Below are 14,582 nucleotides of genomic sequence, written 5' to 3' on the forward strand. Positions count from 1 at the left end.
GTTCCTCTCTGCACAGGTAACTGTCCCCCACGCGGAGCAAAAGACTACGGAAACTATTCTCAACACGATTCAGCGAACCCTAGTAGCGGTATTCTCATACGGCGAGTAACGAAAATTGCTGCTCGAACTCGAAAACATGCGAGCACTCACCCAATCGGGCTACACATTTTCATCGCACACCGTATGAGAACATCTCGACCTCCCAGGCCGGAAACAACACCGTAGCGAACATGATGCCGGGTCACGGAGCGTTCGGCGGTCCGCGACCCCACACCTACACGAGGGCGTCCGGCAGCATCGCGGGGCCGACCTGCTGCTGACGTTTGGCGTGTTCGTCCAGCAGCGTTTCCGCCTCGTGGGCGAATTCCGCGTAAGCGGCCTGCTCGCTGTCGAACCGGCGATACTTGCCCACCCGAAGCTCTACCGAATGGTACTCACGTTCCAGCGCGTCCGCGGTCCGCTGCAGGTTGACCCCCCGCTCACGGTACTTGGCAAAGCCCGACAACGCGGCGGTCAACGCGACCAACAGGCTCGCCCCCACCACGGCCCAACGGACGTCGGCCATCGTGACCGAGACCGCCGCGATCACCGACGTCACGATCGCGCCGGAAATGATCACGACTTGCAAAGCGTTGTGCGCACGACGAAGACGCTGGGCCTGCCTGCGATAGGCACGAATCGCGTCGGGCAGGTAGGCGCGGTAGCGCTTGTGCGCCGCCAGCAGGTCGCCGCCGGAGCCGACGTCGTCGAGCGACTGCTCACGTCGGGCCTGGTTCAGTTCGCGCAGTTCGATCGCCATACCGCGTACCTTGAAGTACTGCCGGTAGAACAGGAAGGCCGACCCCACCACGGAGATCATCGGAATCACCGAAACGAGTGTCGACAGCTTCCATCCCGGACTCCAGCTCACCACGAACCAGCTCACGGTCAGCGCGACCAGCGCCACGTTGCCGGGAAGCGCCCACACCGCCAACAGGCGTCGTAACAGCAGCGCCCGGTGCACCTGTTCGGAGAGGTCCGCGATGCGTCGGGCGACGTCATCGGGGTCTGATTCGGCGGAGAGCACACCTCCCCCGACAATCCCCGTGCTGACCTCGGTACTGCTCATCACACGATCCCTTCACGGCGTCACTGTGATCGAAATAGCTCAACAGCGTTACTGCAATCGGCCGACGGAGTGACACCCAGAGTGGTCGAATAACGCTACGCATTCAGTCCCCCCGCAGGGCGGTATCGACACCGTTCACCGGCAGTCACCGACCCGTCACATCATCCACGAGACGCCAGCCGCGCGGTCGGGCGCGTCACGGACACGTCCCCCGGCACATGGCGAAGTTCGCACGGACACGGGAAAATATACAATAAGTCCACAATGGACAAATAATCCACGTCCGGATCGCCACGACGGCGCACCTCCGCCCGGCTACATCTCCCTCGCGCCCCGCCGCCCCCATACGGCCGGACCATCACGCGTTACCCACCCGGAGCGAGAGCAACGACGTTTCCCGAAAAAGGCATCACTCAATCGCTTTACCACACGAACAGCGGGCACATTCGCCCCCCGGAATGAATACCAGACAAAAGAAAGCACTCGTCGCGCCCACACAGGATCGCGACAATTCCACCTCCGTTCGAGCCACCCGCAAGACGTGCCATCCGAAACCGTCGAACCGAAAGATGCCATATTACCTGTACAGCGAAAACACAGCCAAGCACCCCCAAACCGGAAGCAATCCCCGAACGAACCGACAGCCGAAAACGAAACATTCCGATCCCCGAATTCATCCCGAAGAAGTATCAAGTGGAACGCCACGAAGCCTCGACCACACCGAACGAGCATCGTTGGGAATATTTTTCGCGTTTTCTGGCACGATGCTCTGTGCAAATTATTCACATTCTCCGAGTGGCCCCGGCCGAGGTACCCGAGCGAGGGCACGAAGCCCATGGGGCGGCTCCAGCTCCAGGGACCCGCTCACGGAGAACACCGCCGCCACGGCCGATCAGCCAATGATCACCGTGCGGGTGTCACTCGGACTAAATTCCCCGGAGATCCCGACATCCGCCAACCACACCGCGAGCGGCAGCGGCCCACTGTGCTTCACCTGATCGGGTGCCATTGCCCGCCCGGTCCGCACCAGGACCAGCAATCCCGCCTCGTCACCCACCGAATCGAAGTTTTCAGAACTCGGCCCGAACGAGGTGAGGCCGAAGCGACGCTCCAGCTCGGCAACGGCCGCGGGCACGTCGTCCACCGCGATGGCAACCTCGCTGATGGAGGCGATGTGGCCGGGCCCGAAAACCTCCGGCGCCGCGCGATGGCGCACCCGCCTCCGGGCGATCAACTCCAGCACCTCACCGTCTGGCCCCTCGAAGTAGGTCGAACGCGAGTTCCAGCCGGCGGGGCCCTCGATCTCGTGTTCGCCGGTATCGGCGGAACGCAGCAGCGGCACGCGTTCCGCCAACCACGAAACCGCGGCGTCGAAGCTCTCCGCGGGGACGTCGAAGGCAAGGTGGTGTGCCGCCGCGGTCGCGGGTCCGGGAGTCAACCACAACTCGCTCGAACCGAGCGTGACGCGGGCGGAACCGTCGTCGTGCGAGACCGGCAGTCCCAGAAGATCGCGGTAGAAGGCCACCGCCGCCGCGAGGTCACTCACGCGGTGTTCGACCGTCGAGATCCGCATCTCGTCTCCTCCTTTGATTCGCGGGAGGCGGCATCGACCGCGCGAATGTCCCGCTGATCGCCGCTCACACGTTCCTGGCGTAACCGCTGGGATTCTCCGGATCGATGTGCCAGCTGATGATCCGCTTCGGATGGATTCGGATGATGTCCGATCCCGCCATCGGTGGTTCACCCGGCGGGTCAGCCACCCGCAACGTCCGTGCCACTCCCCGGATCTCCACGCCACGCCCCATCCCCGGCCTGACACTTCCCGGCTCCTCAGGTGTCATGTCGTCCACCACGAACCCGACACGAGGTCTTTCCGACACATTCCGGTACCGCTTGGTGGAAGCGACTCTCGGACCCCCCAGGTCAATGGTTCCGTCCTCGTTGAGCCGGAAACCGAGCGGTCGGACCTGCGGCGTGCCGTCGTCTCCCACCGTGGCGAGTCTGCCCAGCAGCTGCCCCCGCAGATACGCGCGTTCGACCTCGATGAAGCTCATCCGTTTACTCCCCTTCGGTGACGTGGCGAACCTAGATCTTCGAGTGCACTCGAAGTCAATGCCGCGGTTCCGGGGGGTGGATTCAAGTGGGGTGGATTTCGGTGGGGACAGGGGGAAACACGCGACGGAGGCGCGTACGGCGCCTTACATCGGAGCACGGGGACTAGCCGAACACGGGCTCGCCGTGTTCGAGGTAGACGGTCCCGCCCAGCTCACGGGCCGTGAGGGCGCCGCGCAGCCTGCGGGCCAGCCGCGGGATCAGGTACTCGTCGAGTTCGGCGACCGCCACCCACTCCCAGTGGTCCAGCTCGTCGAAGTCGAGCCGGATGCGCTGCTCGTCCTCGGCCAGCTCACCGCAGTCGAAGACCCAGAGCAGCTTGTCGGGCTCGCCGGCGGTGGGTGCCCAGTCCACGACCAGTATCCGACTCGGATACCGCCGTATCCCCAATTCCTCGGCCAGTTCCCTGACACAGGCTCGTGCCGGTGACTCACCCGGCTCGACGTATCCACCGGGGATGTCCCACCGGTTGCCGTAGGTCTTGCGGACGAGCAGTACCTCTCCATCGGGAGCGACGAACAACGCGCCTGCCGCCATCCTCGAAACGGTCATCCCCTGCTCGTCCGCCATGGGCAAACCCTAGGTGCCGGGGTGGCACGATGTCGGTGCCGACACCCCGGCGATCCCGTCCTCGGCTCGGTGCGCCCGGTGCCGCTCTTCGGTCGGCTCGACGAGACGGGACGGCTGGTCGGGCAACTCGACAGCGGAGACGCTCGATCAGAGCGTGTACTCCAATCGGAGCAGTCCGTGTTCGAACTCGACGGAGCTACTCGCCACGCCGGTGAGTTCCCCAGTCCCGGACGTGGGGACGATGGTGCCGTAGGTGCGCTGCTCCGTCCCGTCCGCGAGCCCGCCGTGCTGCAGCACGAAGGTGCCCTGCCGACCGTCGAGGGTGCCCTCGAAGCGTTCGGAGATCACGTAGCCGCCGCCGGAGGCTCCTCCGGCGGTGAGCACTACACCGGTGCCCATGCCGTCGAGCGCGCCCCGGTACCGCTTCCGGATCGAGATTCGGGAGAGCTTGGGACCTTCCGCCGGTTCGTCGTAGACGGACTCGTCCCACTCCAGGACCTCGAACGGGACCTCGATTGCGTGGCTCTGCTGTTGCTCGGTCATGGGCCGAAGCTATCGGTCGGCACCGACATCACGAGACGCGCGAGAGCCGCACGGTTACGGCGGGTGTCAATTTCTCGCGAAATCGCCGGGCGGACGGCGGGGAGGCGACGAAACCGAGACCAACGAGAACCAGCCGTCTCCCGCATCGCGGAAAACGGCCGGTTACCGGTGGAGCCGCCTAGGGGAGTCGAACCCCTGACCTACGCATTACGAGTGCGTCGCTCTGACCTACTGAGCTAAGGCGGCGAAACCGTGTACGAGTGTAGCGGGTCCGCGAACGTCACCCGCAGCCCCCCGGCTCGTTGAAGGGTGGAGTGATGACGATCACGGGAATACCGGAAGGTGCTGGATGCGCATACCCCCTGTCCACCGGATCGCGATCTGTTCCGCCGTCTCGTTCGCCGTCGCGTGTCTGAGCCTTCCCGCCGCGACCGCGCAGAGCACGCCCCCGGAAACCCCCACGCCATCCCCTGAGATCCCGGGACAGCCCCCAGGGAAGGGCGAACCGGAGACCCCGGTTCCCGGACCGGTGGTGGCCGAGGCGGGCACCGGTATCGGTCTGCTGCGGGTGCTGCCGAACGCGGTGCCGGGCGAGTCGATCCTGGACGCGCCCGAGTTCGACGAAAAGTTGCCCAGACAGGCGCTGGTGGAAACCGGGATGGGGCTGGCAACGGCCAAGGCCAACTCAAAGGCGTACCTCGCCCAGGAACACGCGATCGCCGAGTCCGCGCCGTTCGGATTCGCGGTGGGTGGCAACGCGCCCGCCCTACCCGGCTCGCTGGCACAGACCGCGGTGCCCGATCACGCCGAGCCCCGGACCAGCGGACTGGAACCACCGTCCACCCCGTTGGACAAGTTGGTCGACTTCGGTCTGCTCAAGGGCAACGTGCACGCCCGCTGGGACGAGAAACTCGGCCCCTGTGTGGAACCGATCGCCGATGCCGAGACCACGCTGGCGAGCATCTCGGCACTGAACGTGCTGCCCTCACTGAAGAGTCGGGAGGACGAGCTCGCCGAGAAGGCATCCAGCGGGATGAGCGAACTCGCCGCGGCCGACACCGGGGAGCTGCGCGACGGGTTAGACCGGCTGGCCGGGCCACTCGAACGGTTGGGGGGCCTGTTGGGAGGTGCCGGCGGCTCCGAGGCGTCCGGTTCGCTGCTGCGGGTTCCCGAGATCATGCACGCGCGCTCCAACGTGCGGTTGGTGGACGTGCCGGGGCAGGACAACAAGGCGGTCCGCTCCACCTCGCGGTTCGACGTCGCCAGCATCCGACTGTTCGCGGGGACCTCCCAGGAACTGCGCATCGACATCGTCAGTCAGCCCACCCTCACCGCGACGGCGACCGGCGACCCGAAGACATCCACGGTGGACTACAGTGCGCCGGTACTGCGGATCAGCCGCGGCGGCGAGGAACTGTTCACATTGGATGCCGCGAACCCCGAGTTCGAACTTCCGATCGGTATCCCGCTGCCCACCTCGGGACTCGACTCCGACGTTCCGTTGGTGGGGCACCCGGACAAGTCCAACGTGCTGGACATCGGCGTGCTGCGGCTCAGTCTCGGTGAACTGACCAAGCAGCGGGACGGTACCGCGGTACGCGCGGGGGCACGGCTGCTGGACCTGAAGATCCTGCCCAACGAGCTACTCGGCTTCTCCAGCGCACTCGCCCAGATCTCGTTCGGCGAACAGTTCGCCAGGGCGAACGCGCCGGAGGGCGGTGTCGACTGCTCGACCTCGACCCAGCCCCCGAACACCACCCCACCGGCGAGCGGGGGCGACTCCCCGCCACTGGCGAAGACCTCGGGGGCCTACCACGCGGTGCCGCTGTTCTGGACCGGAACGGCCCTGTTGCTGCTGGGTGCGGTGCTGGTGGCGGCACTGCCGCGCCGCCGGGGGTAAGTGTGGCGGATCATCGGTGGAGTTCGGCGGCCAACGCCTCCACGGCGATGATCGGTTTGACGTTGCGGTCCAGCGCGGTCCGGCAGCGCAGCACCGCTTCCAACCGGCGCAGGGCGGTCTCGGAGGTCCACTCCGCGGCTGCCCTGCGTGCCTGGTTCGCGAAGTCGGGGTGGTTCAGCGGCACCTCCGCCCCGAAACCGAGGGCCAGCACGTCCCGGTAGAACCCGGCGAGATCCACCAGCGCCAGATCCAGCGCGTCCCGCTGTGACCGGGTAGCGCGGGCCTTCTGCTTCTTCTCCAGTTCCTTCAGCGCCGCGTTGGCACCCTTGGTGGCCGAGGAGGTCCCCTTGCCGGTACCTCCTGCCCCCATCGCGGTACGCAGCTCCTCCTTCTCGGCCTCGTCGCGCGACTGGTTGGCCTCCCCGGCCTCGGTCTCGGCGGCACGGACCAGCCCGCTCGCCTCGCTGAAAACCTCGGAGAGCCCGCGCAAGCCGAGCGGAATGCGCAACACGGCCTCGCGGCGTTCCCTGGCCTGCTGGTCGGTGGCCAGGCGACGAGCGCGATCGACGTGTCCGCCGCACACCGAGGCCGCCCAGTCGGCCATGGACCGCTCCACGCCTTCCCGGTGGTGCAGCACCTCGGCGATCGCCTCCGTGAGCGGGGTTCGCAGCTGCACGCCACGGCACCGGGAACGGATGGTCACCGGCACGTCGGCGGGGTGGTCCGAGGGGGAACACAGCAGAAAAACGGTGCGCGCGGGAGGTTCCTCGACCGCTTTGAGCAGTGCGTTCGCCGCGCCCTCCGTGAGCCGGTCGGCGTCCTCGATGAGCACGACCCGCCAGTGGCCGGTGTTGGGGCGTCGAGCCGCCGCCTGCACCAGCGAACGCATCTCGGCAACCGAGATCGAGAGGCCTTCCGGGACCACCGTGGTGACATCGGCGTGCGTGCCCGCCAGGGCCGTCTCACAGGCGACGCAGCCGCCACAGCCGACCGTTTCCGGGTCGGTGCACTGCAACGCTCCCGCGAACGCGCGGGCCATGATGGGGTGTCCCGATCCCGGCGGGCCGGTGAACAGCCAGGCGTGGGTCATGGCTCCCGTGGCGGTGTCGCGCCCCGCCAACCGGTCACGCGCCGCCCGCGCGGCCTCGCGCAGGGTGCGCACCGCTTCGGGCTGGCCGACGACCTCGGCCCAGATGCCTTCGGGCTCCCGATCGGCGCGCACGGAGTCCCCATCGGCGACAGCCCCGACTTCCGGGGCCGCTGTCTCGCTTGCCATCGCCGGTACCTCGAAACCCGATCACGTGTTGGAACGGTCCGCGGCTCGCTGCCCCTCCGAGCTCGCGGACGCGGAACTCCTGGTTCTGGAGCCGCTGCTCTTGGTGCCCGAGCTCTTGGTGCCCGAGCTCTTGGTGCCCGAGCTCTTGGTCGTCGAACTCTTGCTCGCCGAGCTCTTCCCGCTCGTGCCGCCGGTGGAACCCTTGCTCGTGGAGCTCTTGGTTCCGGATCCGCTCGCCTTACCGGTGGCGGCCTTCTTGGCGGTGCTCTTGCCGCCCGAACCGCCGGTACCGCTCTTGGTGCCGCTGCCCGAGGTGTCGGAGCCCGAGGACCCGTTTCCACCGGACTTGGTACCGCTCTTGCTGCCGTTGGAGCCACTCTTGCTGCCGCTGGAGCCACTCTTGCTGCCGCTGGAGCCGGAGCTGCCGGACTTCTTGCCGCCCTTCTTGGCGGGGGCCTTGGCACGCCGTTCGGCGACCAGCTCGATGGCGCGTTCCTTGGTCAGCTCCTCGACGCTGTCGCCCTTGCGCAGCGAGGCGTTCGTCTCGCCGTCGGTGACGTACGGGCCGAACCGCCCGTCCTTGACCACCAGGTTCCGGCCGGTGTCCGGTTCCTCGCCGAGCTCACGCAGCGGAGGCGCCGCGGCCCTGCGGCCCCGCTGTTTCGGCTGCGCGTAGATGGCGCGGGCCTCCTCCAGCGTGATCGCGAAGATCTGTTCCTCGTTGTCCAACGAACGCGAGTCGCTGCCCCGTTTCAGGTAAGGCCCGTAACGACCGTTCTGCGCGGTGATCTCCTCCCCCGTGTCGGGGTCGGTTCCCACGGTGCGGGGCAGTGAGAGCAGCCGCAGCGCCTCCTGCAACGTCACCGTGTCCAGCGACATCGACTTGAACAGGCTGGCCGTGCGCGGTTTGGTCTTGGTGCCCTCCGGCAGGATCTCGGTGACGTACGGCCCGAACCTCCCGTCTTTGGCGACGACCTCGTGGCCGGTCTCCGGGTCGGTACCGAGGGTGTTCCCCTCCATCGGGGTGGCGAACAGCTTCTCGGCCACCTGGGGAGTCAGCTCGTCCGGCGGCAACGCGTCCGGCAGGTTCGCGCGCTGTGACTCGCCGTTGCCCTCGTTCGACGTGGCGGCGCTGCGTTCGAGGTAGGGCCCGTAGCGGCCGACCCGGACGTAGACCGTGCGTCCGTCGTCGTCGGTGAACATCGGGATGGAGTTGACCTGCCGGGCGTCGATCTCCTCCACACCGGAGCCGACGAGTTTCTTCAACCCTCCGGCACGACCGATGGAGTCCTTCGGGCCGATGTCCCCACCGAAGTAGAACCCGTTGAGCCACTTGGTGCGCTGCTGGGCACCCTCGGCTATCCGGTCGAGTTCGTCCTCCAGCGCGGCGGTGAAGTCGTAGTCCACCAGCCTGGAGAAGTGCTGCTCCAGCAGCCCCACCACGGCGAACGCGATCCAGGAGGGAACCAGCGCCGAACCCTTGCGCCAGACGTAGCCGCGTTCCTGGATGGTGCTGATGATGGAAGCGTAGGTGGAGGGCCGCCCGATTCCCAGCTCCTCCAGGGCCTTCACCAGGCTGGCCTCGGTGTATCGGGCGGGCGGACTGGTGGTGTGCCCGTCCGGGTCGAGCTCGCCCGCCGAAACCCGTTGCCCCTCGACGAGGCGGGGCAGTCGCGACTCCGCGTCGTCGGCGACCCCACCGGCCTCGGAGTCCACCGACTCGACGTAGGCCTTGAGGAAACCGGCGAAGGTGATGGTGCGACCGGAGGCGGCGAAGGTGCACTCCTCCCCGCTCGTGGCGGTGCCGGTGACCCGCACCGACATGGTCGTTCCCTTGGCGTCGGCCATCTGGGAGGCGATGGTGCGCTGCCAGATCAGTTCGTAGAGCTTGGAGCCGTCGGTGTCCAGCTCCGAGGCGACCTGGCGCGGGGTGCGGAAGTTCTCCCCCGCGGGGCGGATGGCCTCGTGGGCCTCCTGCGCGTTCTTGACCTTGCGGGTGTACTGCCTGGCCTGCGCGGACAGGTAGTCGTTGCCGTACAGCTCCCCGGCCTGCTGCCGCGCCGCCGCGATCGCGGTGTCCGACAGCGTGGTGGAGTCCGTACGCATGTAGGTGATGTAGCCGTTCTCGTAGAGCCGCTGCGCGGTCCGCATGGTGCGGTCGGCCGAGAACCGGAGCTTGCGTCCCGCCTCCTGTTGCAGCGTGGAGGTCATGAACGGCGCGTAGGGCTTGCGCGTGTAGGGCTTCTCCTCGACGGCGGAGACGCTCAGCTCGGTGTCGGCCAGCCCCTCGGCGAGCGCACGGGCGCGCGGTTCGTCCAGCACCAGGGCGTCGCCGGTGAGCTCGCCGTCCGGGCCGAAGTCGCGTCCGGTCGCCAGCCTGGAGCCATCGACGTTGACCAGCCGCGCGCCGAAGCCGCCCTGCCGGTCGGATCGCTCCTCGTCGGCGGCGTGCAACGTGGCGGCGATGTCCCAGTAGGAGGCGGGCACGAAGCGGATGCGCTCCCGCTCCCGCTGCACGACGATGCGGGTCGCCACCGACTGCACCCGCCCCGCCGAGAGCTTCGGCATGACCTTCTTCCACAGCACGGGGCTGACCTCGTAGCCGTAGAGCCGGTCCAGGATGCGCCGGGTCTCCTGTGCGTCCACCAGGTCGTTGTCGAGCTCGCGGGGGTTGGCCGCAGCGGCCCGGATGGCGGATTCGGTGATCTCGTGGAACACCATCCGGTAGACCGGGACGGCGGGCTGCAACGTCTCCTGCAGGTGCCAGGCGATCGCCTCGCCCTCCCGGTCACCATCGGTGGCGAGGTAGAGCTCCTCGGCGTCGGACAGCGCCTCCCGGAGTTCCTCGACCGTGCCCTGCTTGTCGTCGGTCACCAGGTACAACGGTTCGAAGTCGTTGTCCACGTTCACGCCGAAGCGTGCCCAGGACTGCCCCTTGTAGTCGGCGGGAACGTCGCCCGCACCACGCGGAAGATCACGGATGTGCCCGCGCGACGACTCGACCTGGTAGTCCGAGCCGAGGAAGGAAGCGATCTTGCGCGCCTTGGCCGGGGACTCGACGATCACCAACCGCCGACCGCCGGAGCTCCCGGTGGATGCCTTAGAAGCGCGCCCCTTGGCGCCGTCCTTCTTCGTCCGTGTCGAGCCAGCCACGCCTACCTGCTCTCGTCTGGAGGTGTCCGATCCGTCAGTGTGCACCGTGTCCGGTCCTGTTCGCCGTCCCGGGGAACGCACAGCGTGACACACGCCGCCCCGGGTCCGCGCGCTTCACCAGGCCGAACGCCCCCGACCTCGGCAGTGTTCCGCCATGACGCCCACGAGGAGGTGTGTCGAACGACTCACGGCGACAGCGGCCATGCTCCCCCAGGAGCGCCGTTCGGCGCGGGTCCGACGAGCTCGGCCAACCGAGTCAGGCGACGCCGGCCCACGATCCGCAACACGGGCTCCGCACCCGGCGAACCGACCCTCCTGGCTGGTAGGCCCGCACGGCCGAGTGACGAAGCAAGCGGCTCGTGAGTCTCCGGCACGCTCGGATCCAGCCCGAGTAGATACCCCCCAGCGGTGGGGGCGCCCGCGATGAGCGTCCAGACGCGCAGCGCCGAACCATCCGGGTTGAATCCGTTCGGCACCGACTTTACCGCGCCGTGTAACCAATTCGCCGCCAGCTGGGTCAGATCGGCCCGGAACGAGGTCCGCAGCAGTGATTCACCGCACTCGGTGCTGGAGACCTCCAAGGGGACTCCCCGCGCCCGGAACGTCTCGTACAGTGCGCGGGCCCGCCAAGTCTCGGCGAGCACGACGGACAGGCGCGCGGCGGTGCCGCGCCCGAAACCGGTCACCTGGCCGTGGCCGCAGAGCAGGCCGGCCAGATCGGCGATACGAGCGGGCCGCGCCTCGGCCGAGAAGAACGAAAGCTGGCCCACTCCGGTGATCGTAGAGTCCCGCGCACGCCGGGCGCCAGAGCTCACGATCACCGGAGCCGGGGCGGGAACCGGGACGCACCCCGGTGACGACGTCGATTTCCCGCGAAATCGCCGCGGCCGTGGCGCAGGGCGAACTCCCACCACCCCCGCAGGCCGCACCCCGACCACCCCGGCAGCCAGCCCCGCCGCGGGTTCTCCGGTGCGGCTCTCGCGAGGACGGCCCCGACGTTGTGTAGGTCGCTACCCGATGTCGGGGCACCCGCAGCGAGAGCCGTGCCGGAGGTTCCGCCAAGCGACCACCGCGCCAACCGGACCAGCGGGCGCAGCCACATCACTTGGCGCCGTTGACGACCTCGTCTCCGGAGCTCTCGGCGATGGCGGTACTCCTTCGCTTGGAGGAGATCACCGCCGCGGCTATCACGAGGACGCAGACCACCGCGATGGTGATCCGCAGCCCGAGCGAGGCGTCGACCCCCACCGTCACGGTGACCACGGCGGGTGCCACCAGCACCGAGACAAGGTTCATCACCTTCAGCAACGGGTTGATGGCGGGGCCGGCGGTGTCCTTGAACGGGTCGCCGACCGTGTCACCGATAACGGTGGCCTCGTGGGCGGGCGATCCCTTGCCGCCGTGGTAGCCGTCCTCGACCAGTTTCTTGGAGTTGTCCCAGGCACCACCCGAGTTCGCCAGGAAGATCGCCATGAGGGTTCCCACCGCGATCGCACCGGCGAGGTAGCCGGCAAGCGGCCCGACCCCGAGCCCGAAGCCGACCGCTATGGGCGCGAGAACCGCCAGCAGCCCGGGGGTGGCCAGCTCCCGCAGCGAGTCCCTGGTGCAGATGTCGACCACCCGGCCGTACTCGGGACGCTCCGAGCCGTCCATGATTCCCGGCTTGGCGGAGAACTGCCTGCGCACCTCGTGCACAACCGCTCCCGCCGCCCGGGAGACCGCGTTGATGGCCAGGCCGGCGAACAGGAAAACCACGGCGGCACCGATGGCGACCCCGACGAGCACGTTCGGGGCGTAGACCAGGAACTCGCCGACCGTGAGTCGCGCACCGATGTCGACCAGCGCGCTTCCTATCGCGTCGCGGTACGAGCCGAACAGCGCCGTCGCCGCCAGCACGGCGGTGGCGATGGCGATGCCCTTCGTGATGGCCTTGGTGGTGTTGCCGACTGCGTCCAGCTCGGTGAGCACGGCCGCCCCCTCGCCCTCGAACTCGCCGGACATCTCCGCGATGCCCTGCGCGTTGTCGGCCACGGGGCCGAAGGTGTCCATCGCGACGATCACGCCGACGGTGGTCAGCAGTCCGCAGCCCGCCAGCGCGACCGCGAACAGCGCCACGGATATGGAGCCGGACAGCAGGAAGGCCCCGAACACCGCCGCCGCGATGACCAGCGCGGTGTAGACGGCCGACTCGAAACCGACCGAGAAACCGGTGAGTATCACCGTGGCGGGGCCGGTGGTGGAGGACCTGCCGACGTCGCGTACCGGCTTGCGCTCGGTGGCGGTGAAGTATCCGGTCAGTTTGAGGATGACGACGGCGAGCGCGATGCCGATGATCACGGAGACGAGCGCGACCACCGCGGGGTTGCCGCCGAGCTCGAGAATCCGGGGCGGAACTCCGGTCAGCCCGGCGTACGAACCGGGCAGGTAGAGCAACGCGGCGATCGCGCAGGCCACGGCGGATATCGCCGCCGAGATGTAGAAGGAGCGGTTGATGGCGACCAGCGCGCTCTCGCCGCTGCGCGCCCTGGTGATGTAGACACCGATCACGGCGGTGATCACGCCGATGGCGGGCACGATCAGCGGGAAGAGCAGCCCCTTGGTGCCGAACGCGGCCGTTCCCAGGATCAGCGAGGCCACCAGTGTCACCGCGTAGGACTCGAACAGATCGGCCGCCATCCCGGCGCAGTCGCCCACGTTGTCGCCCACGTTGTCCGCGATCGTGGCGGCGTTGCGCGGATCGTCCTCGGGGATGTTCTGTTCCACCTTGCCGACCAGATCGGCACCGACGTCGGCCGCCTTGGTGAAGATTCCGCCACCCACACGCATGAACATCGCCAGCAACGCGGCCCCGAATCCGAAGCCCTCCAGCACGCGTGGCGCCTGCCCCGCGTAGACCAGCACCACCAGCGCGGAGCCGAACAGTCCCAGGCCGATGGTGGTCATACCGACCACCCCACCGGTGCGGAACGCGACCCGCATCGCCTTGGTTCTGCCCGCGGTCGGGTCGTTGGCCGCTGCGGCGACACGCAGGTTGGCCCGGGTGGACAACCACATGCCCAGGTAGCCGATGGCAGCGGAGAACGCCGCGCCGAAGAGGAAGAACACCGATCTGCCGATCCGCTGTGCCGGTGTCTCCGCAGGGAGCGCGAACAGCAGTAGGAACACGATCACCGCGAAGAATGCCAGGGTGCGGAACTGACGGTTGAGATAGGCCGAGGCACCCTCCTGCACCGCTCTGGCGATCTCGCGCATCCGCTCGGAGCCCTCGGCTGCCGCCAGCACCTCCCGGATGAGCACGTAGCCGAAGACGAGAGCGGCCAGTGCGATAATCAGTACGATTCCTACGATCGTGTAATCGGCGGCGTCGAGCCGCAGCAGGGACGACGGTTCCTGAGCCAGGACGTGACCGCCGTGCGGCACGGCTCGCGGTTCCACCGACGTGCCCGCGAATTCACCGCCCGGTGGCGCGGGCCGCGGTCCGGTGCTCGCGGCCCACCCGGACCGGGCAACGTTGAGCAGGGACATTCGTCCTCCTCGGTTGTGCTCGGGTCACGTGCCGGAGAGCTTCGGATCCGGCTTCGGACACCGGCGTCACACCGAGGCGAGCGGTACCCACCCCGCCCCGTACGCGGCATCCGCGACCCTTTCCATGAAAAGTGCTTCAATTCACTTTGTGATCTTCCGCTCGTTCCGGACTGCGCATTCTTCCACCATGGATCGATCAAGGCATCCGGATGATCACCCGTTCAGGGGGACGGTGCGGCGACTGAAGCGATGGAGATCGGCACGAAAGTCGGCCCGGTGAACCGCACGGAGATCGCTCGGGATGGCCTTCCGGCCCCGGGACCCGAGTCGGAGCGCGAACCGATCGGTGGCACTGCCCGGCGGAGTCACCCCGGGGATTCGCACTGCGCGCACCA

General features: G+C 67.8%; 10 protein-coding genes and 1 tRNA gene. 1 reads left to right on the forward strand and 10 read right to left on the reverse strand.

Annotated features, from left to right (window positions below):
- Window positions 1-274 precede the first annotated feature (274 nt).
- The 6 genes from ACOQFL_RS22380 to ACOQFL_RS22405 form a co-directional block, all read right to left on the reverse strand.
- Window positions 275-1,108 (reverse strand): DUF4231 domain-containing protein, encoded by an 834-nt coding sequence (locus ACOQFL_RS22380; protein WP_435546179.1) that lies wholly within the window; start codon window positions 1,106-1,108, stop codon window positions 275-277.
- An 892-nt stretch (window positions 1,109-2,000) separates the two neighbouring features.
- Window positions 2,001-2,681, reverse strand: a complete 681-nt coding sequence (locus ACOQFL_RS22385; protein WP_435546180.1) for a VOC family protein — start codon at window positions 2,679-2,681, stop codon at window positions 2,001-2,003.
- A 64-nt stretch (window positions 2,682-2,745) separates the two neighbouring features.
- Window positions 2,746-3,162 carry a PPOX class F420-dependent oxidoreductase gene (locus ACOQFL_RS22390; protein ID WP_435546181.1) on the reverse strand — a complete coding sequence of 139 codons (417 nt, stop codon included), beginning with the start codon at window positions 3,160-3,162 and terminating at the stop codon, window positions 2,746-2,748.
- 163 nt (window positions 3,163-3,325) lie between these two features.
- Window positions 3,326-3,790 (reverse strand): NUDIX domain-containing protein, encoded by a 465-nt coding sequence (locus ACOQFL_RS22395; RefSeq protein ID WP_435546182.1) that lies wholly within the window; start codon window positions 3,788-3,790, stop codon window positions 3,326-3,328.
- Window positions 3,791-3,937: 147 nt separating this feature from the next.
- Window positions 3,938-4,333 (reverse strand): DUF3224 domain-containing protein, encoded by a 396-nt coding sequence (locus tag ACOQFL_RS22400; RefSeq protein WP_435546183.1) that lies wholly within the window; start codon window positions 4,331-4,333, stop codon window positions 3,938-3,940.
- Between the two features lie 169 nt (window positions 4,334-4,502).
- Window positions 4,503-4,579 (reverse strand) — tRNA-Thr (locus tag ACOQFL_RS22405).
- A gap of 103 nt (window positions 4,580-4,682) precedes the next feature.
- On the opposite strand from ACOQFL_RS22405, the gene ACOQFL_RS22410 reads away from it, so the two are divergent.
- The gene (locus ACOQFL_RS22410; protein ID WP_435546184.1) at window positions 4,683-6,233 is read left to right on the forward strand and encodes a hypothetical protein; all 1,551 of its coding nucleotides are present in this window, start codon (window positions 4,683-4,685) and stop codon (window positions 6,231-6,233) included.
- Between the two features lie 10 nt (window positions 6,234-6,243).
- On the opposite strand, the gene ACOQFL_RS22415 is transcribed toward ACOQFL_RS22410, so the two are convergent.
- From ACOQFL_RS22415 to ACOQFL_RS22430, 4 genes are all read right to left on the reverse strand, one after another.
- Entirely contained in the window at window positions 6,244-7,509 is a 1,266-nt protein-coding gene (locus tag ACOQFL_RS22415) for a DNA polymerase III subunit delta' (RefSeq protein WP_435546185.1), read from the reverse strand.
- Between the two features lie 21 nt (window positions 7,510-7,530).
- Entirely contained in the window at window positions 7,531-10,662 is a 3,132-nt protein-coding gene (gene topA, locus ACOQFL_RS22420) for a type I DNA topoisomerase (RefSeq protein WP_435546186.1), read from the reverse strand.
- A 185-nt stretch (window positions 10,663-10,847) separates the two neighbouring features.
- Window positions 10,848-11,432: a hypothetical protein gene (locus ACOQFL_RS22425; protein ID WP_435546187.1), complete on the reverse strand. Its 585-nt coding sequence runs from the start codon at window positions 11,430-11,432 to the stop codon at window positions 10,848-10,850.
- Window positions 11,433-11,763: 331 nt separating this feature from the next.
- Window positions 11,764-14,187 (reverse strand): sodium-translocating pyrophosphatase, encoded by a 2,424-nt coding sequence (locus tag ACOQFL_RS22430; protein ID WP_435546188.1) that lies wholly within the window; start codon window positions 14,185-14,187, stop codon window positions 11,764-11,766.
- Window positions 14,188-14,582 lie beyond the last annotated feature (395 nt).

The sequence above is a fragment of the Actinopolyspora sabaoui genome (genome assembly GCF_051225635.1).
GTDB lineage: Bacteria > Actinomycetota > Actinomycetes > Mycobacteriales > Pseudonocardiaceae > Actinopolyspora.